12 protein-coding genes and 4 pseudogenes are annotated in these 15,763 nt (G+C 56.3%); 6 read left to right on the top strand and 10 right to left on the bottom strand.

The genetic code is table 11. The features are described 5' to 3' along the window. Positions 1 to 4: 4 nt before the first annotated feature. The 5 genes from IWX85_RS09960 to IWX85_RS09940 form a co-directional block, all read right to left on the bottom strand. Positions 5 to 553 (bottom strand): OmpA family protein, encoded by a 549-nt coding sequence (locus IWX85_RS09960; protein ID WP_196869628.1) that lies wholly within the window; start codon positions 551 to 553, stop codon positions 5 to 7. 40 nt (positions 554 to 593) lie between these two features. Then, the gene (gene tolB, locus IWX85_RS09955) at positions 594 to 1,883 is read right to left on the bottom strand and encodes a Tol-Pal system beta propeller repeat protein TolB (RefSeq protein ID WP_196869627.1); all 1,290 of its coding nucleotides are present in this window, start codon (positions 1,881 to 1,883) and stop codon (positions 594 to 596) included. A gap of 14 nt (positions 1,884 to 1,897) precedes the next feature. Next, positions 1,898 to 2,740, bottom strand: a complete 843-nt coding sequence (locus IWX85_RS09950; protein ID WP_196869626.1) for a glycosyltransferase family 2 protein — start codon at positions 2,738 to 2,740, stop codon at positions 1,898 to 1,900. Then, entirely contained in the window at positions 2,737 to 3,507 is a 771-nt protein-coding gene (locus IWX85_RS09945; RefSeq protein ID WP_036804450.1) for a glycosyltransferase family 2 protein, read from the bottom strand. Before IWX85_RS09945 ends, IWX85_RS09950 begins: the two co-directional genes overlap by 4 nt. Positions 3,508 to 3,677: 170 nt before the next feature. Next, positions 3,678 to 5,009: an O-antigen ligase gene (locus tag IWX85_RS09940; protein WP_196869625.1), complete on the bottom strand. Its 1,332-nt coding sequence runs from the start codon at positions 5,007 to 5,009 to the stop codon at positions 3,678 to 3,680. A 167-nt stretch (positions 5,010 to 5,176) separates the two neighbouring features. Between IWX85_RS09940 and msbA the strand changes: the two genes are divergently transcribed. Further along, positions 5,177 to 6,874, top strand: a complete 1,698-nt coding sequence (gene msbA / locus IWX85_RS09935; RefSeq protein WP_370584255.1) for a lipid A export permease/ATP-binding protein MsbA — start codon at positions 5,177 to 5,179, stop codon at positions 6,872 to 6,874. A gap of 323 nt (positions 6,875 to 7,197) precedes the next feature. On the opposite strand, the gene IWX85_RS09930 is transcribed toward msbA, so the two are convergent. Then, a complete protein-coding gene (locus IWX85_RS09930; RefSeq protein WP_196869623.1) occupies positions 7,198 to 7,437 on the bottom strand; it encodes a hypothetical protein in 240 nt (79 codons plus the stop codon). Between the two features lie 164 nt (positions 7,438 to 7,601). Beyond that, positions 7,602 to 7,817 (bottom strand): annotated as a pseudogene (locus tag IWX85_RS09925) (integrase core domain-containing protein); the annotation flags it as partial. Positions 7,818 to 7,947: 130 nt separating this feature from the next. Here IWX85_RS09925 and IWX85_RS20435 point away from each other — a divergent pair. Together IWX85_RS20435 and IWX85_RS09915 are read left to right on the top strand one after the other, a co-directional pair. After that, the gene (locus tag IWX85_RS20435) at positions 7,948 to 8,166 is read left to right on the top strand and encodes a hypothetical protein (RefSeq protein ID WP_231379671.1); all 219 of its coding nucleotides are present in this window, start codon (positions 7,948 to 7,950) and stop codon (positions 8,164 to 8,166) included. A 12-nt stretch (positions 8,167 to 8,178) separates the two neighbouring features. Then, on the top strand, positions 8,179 to 9,378 hold the full coding sequence (locus tag IWX85_RS09915; RefSeq protein WP_231379670.1) for an IS91 family transposase: 1,200 nt from the start codon (positions 8,179 to 8,181) through the stop codon (positions 9,376 to 9,378). Positions 9,379 to 9,709: 331 nt separating this feature from the next. Here IWX85_RS09915 and IWX85_RS20430 read toward each other — a convergent pair. After that, positions 9,710 to 10,313 (bottom strand): annotated as a pseudogene (locus tag IWX85_RS20430) (transposase); the annotation flags it as partial. 457 nt (positions 10,314 to 10,770) lie between these two features. Between IWX85_RS20430 and IWX85_RS09900 the strand changes: the two are divergent. After that, positions 10,771 to 11,538: an amino acid ABC transporter permease gene (locus IWX85_RS09900; RefSeq protein ID WP_196869619.1), complete on the top strand. Its 768-nt coding sequence runs from the start codon at positions 10,771 to 10,773 to the stop codon at positions 11,536 to 11,538. Beyond that, positions 11,525 to 12,247: an amino acid ABC transporter ATP-binding protein gene (locus tag IWX85_RS09895; RefSeq protein ID WP_196869688.1), complete on the top strand. Its 723-nt coding sequence runs from the start codon at positions 11,525 to 11,527 to the stop codon at positions 12,245 to 12,247. The genes IWX85_RS09900 and IWX85_RS09895 overlap by 14 nt, the downstream gene beginning before the upstream one ends. A gap of 471 nt (positions 12,248 to 12,718) precedes the next feature. Here the strand turns inward: IWX85_RS09895 and IWX85_RS20955 are convergent. Beyond that, positions 12,719 to 12,841 (bottom strand): annotated as a pseudogene (locus tag IWX85_RS20955) (IS3 family transposase); the annotation flags it as partial. A gap of 60 nt (positions 12,842 to 12,901) precedes the next feature. Continuing rightward, positions 12,902 to 13,258, bottom strand: a pseudogene (locus IWX85_RS20950) (transposase); the annotation flags it as partial. Positions 13,259 to 13,423: 165 nt separating this feature from the next. Between IWX85_RS20950 and selD the strand changes: the two are divergent. Beyond that, positions 13,424 to 15,715, top strand: a complete 2,292-nt coding sequence (gene selD / locus IWX85_RS09880) for a selenide, water dikinase SelD (protein WP_196869616.1) — start codon at positions 13,424 to 13,426, stop codon at positions 15,713 to 15,715. Positions 15,716 to 15,763: the final 48 nt, after the last annotated feature.

Genomic DNA, 15,763 nt, shown 5'->3' with positions numbered 1-15,763 from the left:
CCGGTTAGCGGTAATTGAGTTCAGCACGGCGATTTCGTGACATGGATTCCTGATCGAATCCGCCAGCGGCAGGCTTTTCCTTGCCGAAACTGACGGCTTCCGCCTGGGAGTCCGTGACACCCAACAATCCAAGCGCACGACGTACAGCTTCAGCGCGTTTCTGACCCAAGGCCAGGTTGTATTCTCTGCCTCCACTTTCGTCGGTATGCCCCTCGATGGCCATGCGGCGCGACTTGTTGGCGGTGAGGTATCTTGCGTGCGCTTCGATGACGCTCTGGAACTCAGGCTTGACCACAAAGCTGTCGAAATCGAAATAAACAATTCTTGCGGTATTGGCTGGACCCGCACCGGAGGCATCAGAAGCGCCAATCTGCAAGGGCACAACGCCCCTGGCTGCAGCCGCTGCGGCCGCTGCGGCATCGGCATCGGCCTGCGACGAACTGGCGGATCTGTCTTCAACGGGAACGTCCTGCAGTTTGACATTGGAGCCACAAGCCGCCAGTGCGGTTGCCAGGACAAGATACGAAATGATGGAAGAGAAAAAGCGCTGCATTGATTACCCCTGCTGAACAAAATAGATCCGGAATTATTGCCTATCGCTGAAATGGTCCCCAGTCCGGCTCGCGGATGTCACCGCCGGCGCCTGACAGACGCGCTTTTATCTTGCCGTCAAGCGTCGTGGTCATTAACGCCTCTTTTCCCTGTTGCTGTGTTGCATAAACGATCAATCGGCTGTTCGGAGCGAAGCTCGGACTTTCGTCCGCAGCGGTATCCGTGATAGCCGTAGTCGTTCCGCTCGAGAGTTCCATGACATGCAGTTTGAACGCGCCGCCAATTCTTGAGATAAATGCCAGCCATCGACCGTCAGGACTGAGCGCCGGTGAGATGTTGTAGTTGCCGGTAAATGTCACACGATCGGCATTTCCACCGGCAGGGTTCATGCGGTAAATCTGCGGAGAGCCGCCCCGGTCGCTGACGAAATAGATCGTACGTCCATCAGGGGAAAACGCAGGCTCGGTGTCGATGCTGGATGTCTGGGTCAACCGCTTGGGTTCGCCGCCATTGAGACCCAGGGCGTAAATTTGCGACCCCCCTGCCTGACTGAGTGTGGCGACCAATTGGCTGCCGTCAGGTGACCATGCAGGGGCGCTGTTGGAGCCGCGAAAGTTCGCCAGCAGGCGTCGCTTTCCAGTGGCTACCTCGTGCGAGTAAATCACCGGCTTGCGGGACTCGAAAGACACATAAGCCAGTTGGGCGCCGTTGGGCGACCAGGCCGGGGAAATGATGGGCTCGGGACTGGCAAGGGCTGACTGCGCACTTTCTCCATCGGAATCCGCAACCCATAGCGTATAGCGCTGACCCGCCTTGGTCACATAGGCAATCCGTGTTGAAAAAATGCCTTTTTCACCGGTCAACTTTTCATACACAAAATCAGAAACACGATGCGCCGAAAGCCGCAGATCGGATTTTGCGACGGTGTAGCTTTGACCGCCCAGGTCTTGCTCGCGAACGACATCCCACAAGCGAAGACGAACTTCGAATCGCCCGTCGGCAAGCGGTGAAACGCTGCCAGTGACCATGGCATCGGCACCCTTTTGGCGCCAGCTTGCCAGATCCGGACGGGTGTTTTCGTCTGCCACAACACCCGCTGCATCTACGCCGCGAAACATGCCACTACGCTCCAGATCAGCCTTGACAATGCTGCCGATTTTTTGGGGAGATTGCGCTTCGCCTTTGAAGGAAGCGATGGCGATGGGAAGCTGGGTCATGCCCACACCCGAGACTTCAACACGAAACTGCGAGAGCGCTGACAAAGGCAAGAGTGTGCCTGCGGCCAACAGACTGAAAACAGTTCGGCGGTTTAAGGGCGGTGTAAGGCTCATATATCTGGTTTTTATCACTGTAATTGGGTCAATTTGACGAATGTCGACGAGTCGAGTTCCCAAAAACCTTTTTCGGCAAGGATTAAATGGGTGTTCATACGTGCCATGACGCGGTTTTTATTGGCCGACTCACTGTCACGTTTGCTTTCTGGATGCCAAAGATGAAAGACCTCGGTCGCCAGGAATCCATTTTTCCTTCGTATTCCGAGATGGCTGAGCCGCAGTACAAAATCAGCATCCTCATGGCCCCAGCCTTCGAACGATTCGTCGAATCCATTGACACCCAAGAAATCCCCGGTCCATACGCCAAGGTTGCAACCGCGGATGCCACGCCACTTGTAGTTCTTTTTTACCCGGAATAAATGCCTGGGCCAGCGCAGGAGATGCAACAGTTTGTTGCTATCTCCGCGCAGTCTTGCACGCAGCCAAAAATGCGCGGGCTGGCTGGGCAGGTCGAGCGCGTTATTGATCACGTCGGCTGTCAGGCGCTGGCTCAAAAGCACCCGGCTGCCGTTGACAAAATGACCGGCTTGCGCAAGGCGCTCGTGTTGTGCCGCAAAGGTAAGATTTGGAACGCAGTCGCCGTCAAGGAAAACCAGGTACTCACCTGTGGCATGACTTGCCGCCAGGTTGCGCGCGCGTGCAATGGTAAAACCGACATCAGGATGCCACACATGAAGAACCGGACACTGAAATGCGGGACAGTGGTCCAACAGCATCTGCACCTGTTCCTGTCGTGAACCATCGTCGGCAATGACAACCTGATGGTCTTGATTGCACTGCTGGGCCAGGGAGCGTAAAACAGCCAGCAATGCATCTGTTCGGTTGTAAGTCAAGACAATGAAGCTGATTTTCATGATGACGGAGGCGATGCCTTTTGATCAAGCAACAGCAGCCACAGCTTCAAATATCGGTAGTAAGTTCCTTCGGCATTGGAGATGGCCAGCGCAAGGCCCATCCATCCATCCAGAAAACCCCTTTGCAAAAAGTAGGTACGAATGAATGCCCACAAACCATGTCCCAGCGCCTTTGGAAACGACGACGACTTGCCTTTGCTCAGCAGGCGCTGGGCGCCTGCGCTGGAATAGCGATTAACCTTGTCCAGAACCGTTTCAAAATCTGGGAAGCTTTCATGCAGCAAGCGGTTACGCAACGTGCTGACCTGACCCTTGACGAGCAGTCTTTCATGAATGATGTCATCTGAAAACCGGGCAGCACCACGGCGAAAAAGACGTGTGACAGGGTCTGGGTACCAGCCAGAATGGCGGATGTACTGGCCGCAGTAACTCGACAGCCGCGGAAAACAATAGGCATCCGCGACGGGGTGTTCAAGAACCTGCTGGATTTCGGCTTGGAGTTCTTTGCTCAATCGCTCGTCGGCATCAATGGACAGCACCCAGTCCGAACTGGCAAGCGCCAGGGCACGGTTTTTTTGCATGCCAAATCCCTGCCAATCGGTGTTGATGCTGACCTCGGCACCGAGGTTTCGCGCAATATCAACTGTGTTATCCGTACTACCACAATCCATAACGATTACCCGATCCACAAAGGCTACTGAACGCAAGCATGCTTCAATGTTGAGCGCCTCGTTTTTAGTGATGATCAAAACAGACAATGTAGTCAACAAAAAACTTTCTAGTTGATATTTATAATAACTAAATAATCTAGGCGCATTAAAATTAAGATAATTGAAAAATGATTTAATAAAATTTATTACTTTGGGGCAATTAGCGCGAGAGAGTAACTGATTTTTATTTATTGGAAAAAATCTATCTCACAGGTTTTTTTTAATATTTAAATGCATACCTCCTGATCCATTGATTGAATCCATGCAATAAATAAACTCAAGGCAAACATCACGCCATAATAGTTGTGCCCAAAATTTACATTGGTCAAACCTGAAGTCAAATGCATCAAAAGCATTCCAATCAGACTCCATGATAGTATTGCATGGGTTCGCATTCCCTTTAATGCAATCCAGGCTAGTGAGATGCCAAAACTTAGATAACTAAATAGCCCAAGCATGCCATGATCAAACAGAGTCGTCAAAATATCGCTATGCAAATGATGAACACTTTTTATGGTGTCTGAACCATCAGTTATGCCCAGCTGATGAATCCAGGCAATTCGGGCCTTGCTTCCATGCCCTAATAACGGGGCATTAGCAATTTCTTTTAGTGCGGCACGCCACATATGAATGCGTGCACCGACAGAGGTATTTATTTCCTTACTAGAAAAAGAGGGTTGTGTACTCAAACCTCTGACTTCAAGTATTGCATCTTGCACACGAAGTAACGGCACTTCATAAATACGTGGGAAGCTTACAAGAATTAAAATCGCAAAAACAATTGTTGCAGCGGCACCACTCAAATAATAACCAAAATTCAACCACACGACATCAGAATTTTTTCGCTGCTTTATAAACTTTTTAATAACAACTACACTACTAAATAAAATTACCCAAAGCACAATGCCGTAGCTTCCACGTGATTGACTTAGTAATATAGCAACAACACCGGCTAATGAAGAAAAAAACCAGCCCGTTCTCTGCCAACGCTTAATATTTGACAGCATTGATAAAGGCAGGAGTATGCATACAAAAAAACTAACTCCCGCAGCCCAAGGTATAGCATTGCTCGGTGTCTCGCGGCCATATATACAACTCACTCCAAGAGCGACCCAACAGGCAAGCGCCAGTGAGTGAGTCAGCCAAATTTTCTGCTGAGAATAAAGACATAAACGGCGCAGCAACGCAAAAGTTGCTGCCGCGCAAAGCAGCAAACGAACTTCAACATGTCTGTCCCCCCAAGGGTCGGCCCAGTAATAGGTTGCAATAGCTTTGAGTATCAAGGCGAAGAGACATGTAGCAAACCATAGCAGACTCAAATGCACCAAAGGATGATTTATCGGAAGTGAAATAGGAATGCGAAGTGCAGCCCACAATCCGAACAAGACAATTAGGAACCAAGCTGCTCCGGCCACTTTGGTCGAAGCTGGAGCGGCTATCAACAGTCCACATATCGTTAACAAAACCCACTTAGGCCAGGCACTCCGCTCTACAAAAGCATCGAAATGAACTGGGGAAGGGAAGATAGATGCAAGGTTTTGAGTGGAGGGCGATGACATTTGCTTTCGATTCTAATGCTTGACTGGGGAGAACTATACTTGCGCACAACATATTGGCAACCATAAAATTCACCTGTTAATTGCAAGCAAACCACGTGATAAAGACCCATCAGGAAAGCGCTGCTGCTGTAGCAAAAAAAAAAACCATATTCAGTAGAATTTCTCGGGTGTGGCCATATTTCAGCGGCTCGCGGGCAGGATGGGCGCTGGCCATTGGCGCCACCATCGTCGCCTCGGCAACCGAGCCTTTTGTGCCCGCCTTGCTCAAGCCCTTGCTGGACCGCGGATTCCAGCAGGATGACCTGAACCTCTGGCTGGTACCCCTCACGCTGATGCTGCTGTTCATCATCCGCGGGCTTTCGGGATTTCTGGCGCAGTTCGCTTTGGCCAAGGTGACCAACGATGGCTTGCTGGAACTGCGCAAGGCCATGTTTGGCAAGTTGCTCAGCGCCCGGCTGAACCTGTTTTCAGACCAGAGCTCCAGCGCGATTGCCAACACGGTCGTGTATGAAGTGTTCAACGGCTCGTCAGCGCTGATCAATGCAGTCATGCGGCTGGCGCGGGACGTGCTGACCCTGCTGGCGCTCATCGGCTATCTGGTTTACCTGAACTGGAAACTCACGCTGATCGTCGGTTTTCTGTTTCCTGCGGTGGCCCTGGTCATTCAGGTCCTGTCCAAACGCCTGTACCGCTTGACCAAAGAGAGCCAGACAGCTACGGACAGTTTGGCCTATGTGGTGGAAGAAAATGTCATGGCGCACCGGGATATTCGCCTGCATGGCGCGCAGGCGTCCCAGGCCAAGCGTTTTGACAACCTGAGCCATTTGCTGCGCGGCTTGTCGATGAAATCAACGGTAGCCTATGCCGGCATGAGTGCCATCACCCAGGTGCTTGCCGCCATGGCGCTGTCGGCCGTGATTTCGATTGCGCTGATGCAAAGCGCGGAAAACACCACAACCGTCGGTGGTTTCGTGGCTTTTGTCACTGCCATGCTGCTGCTGATCGCGCCCATCAAAAGCCTGTCGGACGCCGCCACGCCCATCACCCGAGGGCTTGCGGCCGTGGAGCGCGGACTGGACCTCATGGAATTGACCCCTGACGAAACCAGCGGTCGTTTTGTCAAGGCAAGAGCTGTTGGCGACATTGAATTTTCGGGCGTAAGCGTTGCGTACAAGGCTGATGCGGTACCCGTCCTTCAGGGCTTCAACCTGTCAATTTCTGCCGGTGAAACGCTTGCCATCGTGGGGGCTTCGGGTTCCGGCAAGACCACCTTGGTGAACCTGCTGCCCCGTTTTGTCGAAATCACCGAGGGACTCATCACCCTCGACGGCGAGGAGATTCGCGGCTGGGACCTGGCATGCCTGCGTTCGCAGTTTGCGGTGGTCAGCCAGCATGTGGTGATGCTCAACAGCAGCATTGCCGACAACGTGGCCCTTGGGCAGCCAGCCGATGCGGCCCGGGTCAGGGACTGCCTCGAAGCCGCAAACCTTGCGTCCTTGCTGGCCGGACTTCCTGAAGGCCTGGAGACCGTGCTCGGCCACAATGCGATGCAGTTATCGGGTGGCCAGCGCCAGCGGCTGGCCATTGCACGCGCACTCTACAAGGACGCGCCGATCCTGATCCTGGATGAAGCCACCTCGGCGCTGGACACCGAATCGGAAATTGCCGTGCAGGAGGCCATCCTGCGGCTGACCGCAGGGCGTACCTCGCTGGTCATTGCGCACCGCCTGTCAACTATCCAGAATGCTGACCGCATCATCATGATGGATGCAGGGAGGATCATCGAGTCGGGCACGCACAAGGAATTGCTGGCCATGGATGGCGCTTTTGCCCATCTTTACCGCTTGGGTTTTCAATCTTCATAATTCCATTTCCAAATCTACCCGATATGTCGTTGCTTCGCCTTGGCGTGCTGTAGCCTGTTCTCCGGCTTCGTGTCTAATCTCAGATGGATCTGGAAACGAAATAAGTGGTTCAGGCGTGGCCCACGATGCCTTAAAGTCTGCAAACCCGAACCATCAGGAACGCAGTCCAGGCCAGTTTGGCCTGTTGCCTAAAGGCAGCCACGTTGGCATGAAAGTCGCTGTCCCCTCCACGGGTTGCCTGATGACCGACAGGCACGTCAGGCAGTTCGCCCAGAAACAATTTTCACGTAGCGTGCTGGCTGCGTGCACACTGAAGGAACTCGTCACGATGTAGGCACAATACCGCAATCGAGCAGCAGTGCCTTCTTCATCTCACGGCTGGCCTTGCTGCCTTCCTGTTTGCCAAAAACGTCTGCACAACACACGACCTTACCCTCCAAGGTGCAGATAGTGAAGGTCGCGTAAAGCCCATGGAACATTTCCAGCAATTGAGCGCTTTTAAGCGGACGGTCATCTCGGGTTGCAGAATTGCTTGCCGAATTGGGCGTTGGAATTTCTAGCATTTGGGTGAACAGAACTGATCCCGCTTGTTAGAACAACTTTCCCCGATTTATAAGTAGCCTCCGGGTAGGTTGCCAAAGGTGCAGAGTTGTACACGGCGGCGTACGTCTCTTGCGACGAACGCACAGCCGCGGCGGGCAACTCGGGGCACACCCAATATGTCATTTTATGCAGCCTCAGCCAGTTTGGGCAGCAAGTTCAGGTAAGCCTGCTTGGGCGTGACGGGATCCAGACACGAATGGGGCCTGCCGGTGTTGCAACGAGCCATGTATTCGGCAATATCGGCTCTGGCGGCACTCACGCTGTCATGGACCTTGAGGTACACCCGCTCGTATTGCACGCTGCGCCACACGCGCTCGACAAACACGTTACCTCGCCAGGAGCGCCACCGCTCGCGCTCGACCGTCAACACGACCTCATGCGCCATCCGGTTTCTGGTCTGCGACGTTCTGGGCCAGCCCGAGCGCCGCGTCAAGATCCCGCTGGGACGAATCCCGCAGCGCCTGCCCGAGTTGCTCTCGCGTGCCGAGGTGGTCGCCTTGCTGGGCGCGCCGATGCCGATCAAAGCGCGTACCTTTCTGATGACGGCCTATGCCAGCGGCCTGCGCCTCAATGAGCTGTGTCACCTACGCGGCTGCGACATCGATGGCAGTACCAACAATGCCGCGTTGGCACTGCTGGCGCAGCTGCCTTGCGCACCCCAGACAACCGTACCGCAGCCCAGTCACTGAGCTTGGCGCGCCATGATCGCCACCCTGGCCGATGCGCTGCGCCAGTTTGGGCCGGCGTATCTGGTCGATCACCCCCTGAGCACTGCGCAGGCCAAAGCCTGGCGGGCCATCGTGGCTTGCCGCACGCCAGCGCTGGGCGGCCAGCTGCTCGCCTGTAATACCTGCCCTCACCGCCACTGGCAATACCACTCGTGCCGTCACCGCTGCTGCCCGCAGTGCGGCGCGCGGGCCAAAGGCGCCTGGCTGCAGGGGCGTCTGGCCGAGGTGCTGCCGGTGCCGTACGCGCATCTGGTGTGCACCTTGCCGCACAGTCTGAACAGCTTGTATGGCGCCCATCCGCGCTGGGTCATCGATACCTTGTTTGCCAGCACAGCGCAAACACTGGCCGAGTTTGCTGCCAATCCCAAATGGATGAGTGTGGCCGCTGGCATGCCCGCCTTCAGCCTGGTGCTGCACACCTGGACGCAGGACCTGGCAACCCATCTTCACCTGCATGCGGTGATGGCCTGCGGGGTGCTGGCCCAAGACGGCCAGTGGTCAGCGCCCGCGCGCCAGAGCGGCTTCTTGTTTCCGGTGCATGCGCTGTCCAGGGTATTTCGGGGAAAGTTCATGGCCGCGCTTTCCAGCGCGCGCAAAGCCGGAAAGATTGGACGCGACCCGCAAGGACGGGCGGCCGACTGGCGCGAGCGGCACCGGCAGCTTTACCGTCATGACTGGGTGGTGTATGCCAAGACACCCCTGGGCGGGCCGGCGCAGGTGCTGGACTACCTGAGCCGCTACACACACCGCACGCCCATCAGCAATGAGCGCATCTCCTCGATCGGTCCAAACGAAGTCGCCTTCAAAGTCCGCGCCGATGCGCATGGAGGAAAACGCACCGTTCGGCTGCCCGGCGTGGAGTTCGTGCGCCGCGTCCTGCAGCATGTGCTGCCCAGCGGCCTCAAGCGCATTCGCCACTATGGGGTGCTCGCTTCGAGCTGCAAGGCAGTCAAGCTGGGTGCTGCACGCCTGGCACATCAGATGCCAGTTATCGACCCTCGGGTCGTCGAGCCGGTCAAAGCCTTCATGGCCAGGGTGGCCAGGCTCGATGTGGACCTGTGCCCGTGCTGCGGGACGGGACGCCTGCATGTCAGCCGGGCACTGCCAGGCGCCAAGCAGTTGCCAGCGCCCGGCACCACCACGGTATGGCCACAAGGTCGGGGGCCACCATGACGCACAGACTTCGTCTCTCTGCACAGACTCTTGCATGGCGCGACCTGTCGTTGCCGGCCGTGCTGCGCGCGGCATTGTCAAACCTCTGCGCCAATCGTCCAAAACGACCATGCCATCCCAGGGTCGAGGCCGCGTTGCGTGAGCGGCGTCCTTGCACCATGCCCGTTTGCAGCGCCAGCGCCCTCTTGAACTGATCCGGCTGGCACAGCGAAGCTTTCAATCCCCTCTTCTTGCCACCGTCCAGGGCGGCGGTTCAGTCCAACAGGTTTATCTGCCGCTGATCAGCCGCGGTGAGCTTGGCCTGCATCGTGGCAGCGGCCGATAAACGCTATTCGTTTCCAGGGGCAGCCTTCCTGGTGCCGGGTTGCGGCGCCAGAGCCTCGATGCCCATGCGCAGCATGGGCGTTCAGATGTGACGTCGCTCTACGTGAATGCCTTCACGACTGAGTTGGTAGCGCAGCATTCTGGTGCCCATGAAGGGATGCTCCAGATGCAGCCCAGCTGATCTGGCGCATGAGCGCCAGATCAGCTGGGCTTACAGGCTCGGGCAGGTAGTACACCGTGCCCCGGATGAGCTTGAGCAGCTTGGCCTGGCGCGTGATGGACTGGAGGCGACGGTCCATTCAATAGCTTTGCGCTCAGCAATCCCGCCTTGGTGAACGCGTATTCTAAAAAATCATTCTCTAGCGTGAGTTGGCCTATCTTGGCATGCAGTGGCACCAAACGGGTTTTTCCTGTCCAACTGTTCCACCAAAGACGTTGGCGGCATTTTCAAGCAGCTGCCGCTTTGAGTCGGTAATCTGGTTGGGGTGCAGTTCAAACTGGCTGCAAAGCTCAGCCATTGTCTTGTCCTCACGCAATGCTGCCAATGCTGCTTGCGCCTTGAACGCAGGCGTATGCGTACGCCGTGTACGACGCGCTGATTTCTTGACCATCGAAAAATTTTTCATGTCCAGACGTCTTCGGCCATGCCTTATGCCCGAAGTTTGCACCTATAGCGCTGTTCAGATTTGCGGGGCTACTTCTGGGTCAGCGGGTTGCCGTCTTTAAGACACATTTCATCGTCAATACTGGAACAAAAAACCATTTTTTATCATGAATGAGATGGAGGCGAACGGCAACCGGATTCAACGACTGGCATGGCGCCAGCACGCGTTAACATGTTCTGCAGCGTTTCAAGCACACATCCCGATTTTTTGCATTGCCTACTGTCTGGCCGCCTGCCTTTACTTTTACCCATTCAAATCAATCATGAACCTCCTGTACACAATTTCGGCTTTTCTCCACACCCTTTGCGTGGCATTTGGCAGACGCTTTCAGGTGCAATGCAGGAATAGCATGAACAAAGCTGCACCCATGCCTCGCGTTTGCTGAATGCTGGCCGGACCCACTATGGAGCAAGTTCTCTGGTTCGGCTGGTTTCGGGCCGACATCGTTTCCCAATATACCGGCCTGTTCTGGCGCGGTCTGCAAATGACCATAGCCGTCACGCTGATTTGCATCGTGCAGGGCACGGCGCTGGGCCTGGCCGTTGGGCTGGCGCGCGTGGCCGAAGCGCGCCATGCGCCGGCAAAGCAATTGTGCAAATACCTGCTGCAGTGGCCGGCAGCGGTGTATGTCAGCTTTTTTCGGGGCACGCCGCTGTTCGTGCAGATCTTGCTGATTCACTTTGCCTTGCTGCCGCTGTTCATCAATCCGACGGACGGCCTGCTGATTTCAGGGGAGACGGCACGCGACCTAAAGCAAAACTATGGCGCCTTCCTGTCTGGCGTGGTGGCCCTGACGCTCAATTCTGGCGCCTACATTTCAGAGATTTTCCGGGCCGGCATCCAGTCGATTGACCGCGGCCAGGTCGAGGCATCCCGCTCGCTGGGCATGTCGTTTCCCCGGACGATGTACCACATCGTCCTGCCGCAGGCTTTCCGCCGAATGCTGCCACCGCTGGGCAACAATGCGATTTCGCTACTCAAGGACTCTTCACTAATCTCGGCCATTGGACTGGCCGAACTCGCCTATGCGGCGCGTACCGTGGCTGGCGCCTATTCTCGCTACTGGGAACCGTATCTCACGATTTCGCTGATGTATTGGATACTAACGCTGGGCCTGGCTTATGGCGTGAAACGACTGGAGGCACGCTATGGACGAGGTGATTCGCGTTAAGGGGCTGACCAAACTGTTTGGCAAGCTGGCGGTATTGCGAGGCATTGACTGCGCCATCAAGGCGACCGAGGTGGTGTGCGTCATCGGTCCGTCAGGCTCTGGCAAGAGCACGTTTCTACGCTGCCTCAATGGTTTGGAGGATGCCTCGGGCGGCGAGGTGCTCGTGCACGGCGTGTCGGTGCACGAACCAAAAACAGATGTCGATGGGCTGCGTTCCGAAATTGGCATGGTGTTTCAGCGATTCAACCTCTTTCCTCACAAGACTGTGCTGGAGAACATCACCCTGGCGCCATCCAAGGTGCGCGGTCTCACGCAAGCGCAGGCGCGGGTTCGCGCCTGCGCGTTACTGGAAAAAGTCGGGCTGATCGATAAGATCAACGCCTATCCCAGCCAGTTGTCCGGCGGGCAGCAGCAGCGGGTGGCGATTGCCCGGGCGCTGGCGATGCAACCGCGCATCATGCTGTTTGACGAACCCACGTCCGCGTTGGACCCCGAAATGGTTGGCGAAGTACTGGCGGTAATGCAGGCCCTGGCCGAGGAAGGCATGACCATGGTGGTGGTGACCCACGAGATGGGCTTTGCACGCCAAGTGGCCGACCGGGTGATTTTCATCGATGAAGGCGTGATCGTTGAAGAGGGAACGCCTGCTGAGATTTTTGACAATCCCCTTCAAGACCGCACGCGCCGCTTCCTGAGCAAGGTGCTTTGAACCCGCTAACATACCAAAATCATAGGCGTGATGACCGTTAAGCTTGGCGCTTTGAATAAGCCTCATCACTGGAGCTGCGCGGCGGCCCGTGTGCAAGGAGCCTGCAAACATCTACTTGTTTCGCTTAATAGCAATCACAGGGTCATTCTGCTCATATCGGGCAGGAGGTTGAAGTTTTTTACCACTGGCAAGCGCTTTGTGGTCGCCGGCTCCGCCGGCGACACAGTGTGCAGATGTCGGCCGATGAAGCGGCCCATGTCGAGGTCAGTCCTGGTGCAGTCAATGTCGTGGCTGCATGCTTGACGCTGCTGCCCGTACCGGCATGGAACTGGGCGCTCCGCGCGCATCGGTTCGCGCGCTTGCCCAATTGCATCAATTGTGGTGGTCAAGTTATTTCGGACAGCTCGAAAAGTTTGAAGGATGCTGATTGATGCTCGAAAGCAATGGGTGAAAAGTTGCCCAGATTTGGGTTGAATGCAGACGCACAGCGTTATGAAATTTAACGATGTAGTCTGCAATGTCGGTAATGGCTTCTGCGCGATTGGCATCGTCTTTCTGCCAAACGCGCTCCATCTTTAAATTCAGGAATAAACGCTACAACACCGTATTGTCAGCATCGCTCACCGGACGCGGCGCGTAGCACGCCGAGCTTCAAGCGATTTTCACGGTCCGGGCTTGCCGCTTCACCGCAAGGTCATGATTGATCATCGCTTTGCGCTCAGCAAGCCGATCTTGGTGAGCGCGCCTTCCAAAAAATCATTCTCCATACGTCAGCTGATCGATCCGGGCGTGCAACGCCTCCAGATCGATCACAGGCTCGGCGCTGCGATGATCGCCCCCAAACCGGTCGGCTGCCCCCTTGAGAAACTGATTCTTCAAGTCGCTGATCTGGTGGGGGTGAACGTCAAATTGCTGCGCCAACTCGGCCAGCATTTTGTCGCCCTTCAAAGCGGCCATGGCCACCTTGGCCTTAAATACGGCTGAGTGCGTGCGGCAGATTATCTTGGACATTTTTGCTCCTGTTTTCACAGGCGATAGACTCGCCTTCAAGGAGCAGTTTCCACACTTATCGCGCTGTCTGAATATCCGGAGCCACCTCTCTTTCAGAACCTGTCACAACCTGTTTGCATGCAGCGCAATTAAGCTTCCGGGCATTTCATCGTACACAATCACTTGATGAAACCACAAACGCAAGCGATCGCCCGTGACATTATTTTGGTAGGCGGTGGTCATAGCCACGTGGGCGTGCTCAAGCGCTTTGCCATGCAGCCGGAACCCGGCTTGCGTTTGACCCTGATCTGTACCGACGTGCATACCCCTTATTCGGGCATGCTGCCAGGCTATGTCGCCGGGCACTACGACTATGACGCAGTCCACATAGACCTGAGCCGATTGGCGGTGTTTGCCGGTGCCCGGCTGTACCGCGATGAGGTTATGGGGCTCGATCGTGCTGGAAGACAAGTACTGTGCCGCAACCGCCCGCCAGTGCCCTATGACCGACTATCCATTAATATTGGCTCGACACCGCAGCTTGCAGGAGTGCCTGGCGCGCAGCAGCATGTTGTGCCCGTCAAACCCATACATCAGTTCAACCAGCGCTGGCTGGCCTTACTTGGCAGGGTGCAGCAACACTCTCAGGGTGTTTTGCGTGTGGCCGTGGTGGGCGCAGGTGCTGGCGGCGTGGAGCTGCTGCTGGCCATGCAATACCGCCTGCTGCGCGAATTCAAAGCCTTGGGTCGGGATGCTGACCTGCTTCAATTTCATCTGCTGGGCGCAGAACCGACCATCTTGCCCACCCACAACCCAAGGGTGCGACAGCACTTCATGCGTGTGCTGGCCGAGCGCGGCGTAATGGTGCACCTGGGCAGCGAAGTCATTCAGGTTGAGGCAAACCGGCTGGTGTGCGCCAACGGCCAGGTCGTGCAGGCCGACGAGATCATGTGGGTCACCCAAGCCGGCGGTGCGCCTTGGCTGCAAGATACCGGGCTGGCGCTCGATGTCAATGGCTTCCTGGTCGTTAACGACTGCCTGCAAAGTATCAGCGACCCCCTTGTCTTCGCGGCTGGTGACATTGCCACCATGGAAAATTATCCGCTGCCCAAGGCGGGCGTGTTTGCAGTGCGCCAAGGGCGACCGCTGGCCGACAATTTGCGCCTGAGCGTGGCGGGCAAAAAACTTAAACCCTACCACCCTCAAAGCAGCTGGCTGGCGCTGATAAGCACCGGCGACCGTTATGCCGTGGCTTCGCGTGGCACGTTGGGCTTTGCAGGGCAGTGGGTCTGGCTTTGGAAAGACTGGATTGACCGGCGCTTCATGCGCAAGTTTTCCGATTTTGAATCGATGAGCTCGCACGCAGTACCCGCCATTGGCGCTGCTGGCTCGGGGCTGGCGCTAAACCAAGAAGAGTCCATGCAGGCAATTTCCGCAATTGCCATGCGCTGCGGTGGCTGTGGTGCCAAGGTGGGGGCCAGCGTGCTCACACGCGCACTAGGCAACCTGCACATTGTCGAGCGCGATGACGTGCTGGTAGGCCTGCACTCACCCGACGATGCCGCCGTGGTGCGGGTGCCACCGGGTAAAGCCATGATGCACTCGGTGGACTTCTTCCGATCCTTTGTGGACGACCCCTACATCTTTGGAAAAATCGCCGCCAACCATGCACTGGGCGACATCTTTGCCATGGGCGGCGAGGCACAGTCTGCCACCGCCATTGCCACCGTGCCGCCAGGTCTAGAAGCCAAGGTGGAAGATGTGCTGTTTCAGATGATGACCGGCGCGGTGGAAGTGCTCAACGAAGCCGGCTGTGCCCTGGTGGGCGGCCACACTGGCGAGGGACACGAACTGGCGCTGGGCTTTGCCATCAACGGGCTGATTGACGACAACCTGGCCCACTTGACGCGCAAGGGCGGCATGCAAAGCGGCGACGTACTGATCCTGACCAAGCCCATAGGCACCGGCACGCTGTTTGCGGCCCACGCCCGCTTGCAAGCGCGCGGCCGCTGGATTGACGCTGCCCTGCAGTCCATGATGCAGTCCAACCGGCTCGGTGCGCAATGTCTGCGGGCGCACCGCGCCACTGCCTGTACCGACCTAACCGGTTTTGGCCTGCTGGGGCATCTGGTGGAAATGACTAAATCGTCCGGGGTGGACGCTGAGATCAGCTTGTCGGCCCTCCCGATGCTCGACGGGGCACTTGACACGGTGGCGGCGGGCATCGTCAGCTCGCTGCAGCCGGCCAACGTGCGCCTGCGCCGTGCCCTGCGCGACCAGCCCGCCTGGATCAATCATCCGCGCTACCCTCTGATCTTTGATCCGCAAACTGCCGGCGGCCTGCTGGCCAGCGTGCCAGCAGATCGTGCTGAATCATGCGTGGCTGCCCTGCGAGAGTTGGGCTACGAAAACGCTGGCATCATCGGCCGTGTTCTTCCCCAAGGTGATGTGCTGGAGCCGATCGTGCTGGTGAATTGATTTTGATCAATTTATTCCATTTTTAATTCATAAATGAATTAAAAAGCG

This window comes from Polaromonas sp. CG_9.11 (assembly GCF_015752225.1).
Lineage (GTDB): Bacteria > Pseudomonadota > Gammaproteobacteria > Burkholderiales > Burkholderiaceae_C > Polaromonas.
Note: the sequence above shows the minus strand (reverse complement) of the source record. Positions and strands in the feature narration are given on the sequence as shown.

Coding starts and splice junctions, on each gene's coding strand:
- IWX85_RS09960 (WP_196869628.1), bottom strand. CDS start 553: ATGCAGCGCTTTTTCTCTTCCATCATTTCGTATCTTGTCCTGGCAACC.
- tolB (WP_196869627.1), bottom strand. CDS start 1,883: ATGAGCCTTACACCGCCCTTAAACCGCCGAACTGTTTTCAGTCTGTTG.
- IWX85_RS09950 (WP_196869626.1), bottom strand. CDS start 2,740: ATGAAAATCAGCTTCATTGTCTTGACTTACAACCGAACAGATGCATTG.
- IWX85_RS09940 (WP_196869625.1), bottom strand. CDS start 5,009: ATGTCATCGCCCTCCACTCAAAACCTTGCATCTATCTTCCCTTCCCCA.
- IWX85_RS09930 (WP_196869623.1), bottom strand. CDS start 7,437: ATGCTAGAAATTCCAACGCCCAATTCGGCAAGCAATTCTGCAACCCGA.
- IWX85_RS09915 (WP_231379670.1), top strand. CDS start 8,179: ATGATCGCCACCCTGGCCGATGCGCTGCGCCAGTTTGGGCCGGCGTAT.
- IWX85_RS09900 (WP_196869619.1), top strand. CDS start 10,771: ATGGAGCAAGTTCTCTGGTTCGGCTGGTTTCGGGCCGACATCGTTTCC.
- selD (WP_196869616.1), top strand. CDS start 13,424: ATGAAACCACAAACGCAAGCGATCGCCCGTGACATTATTTTGGTAGGC.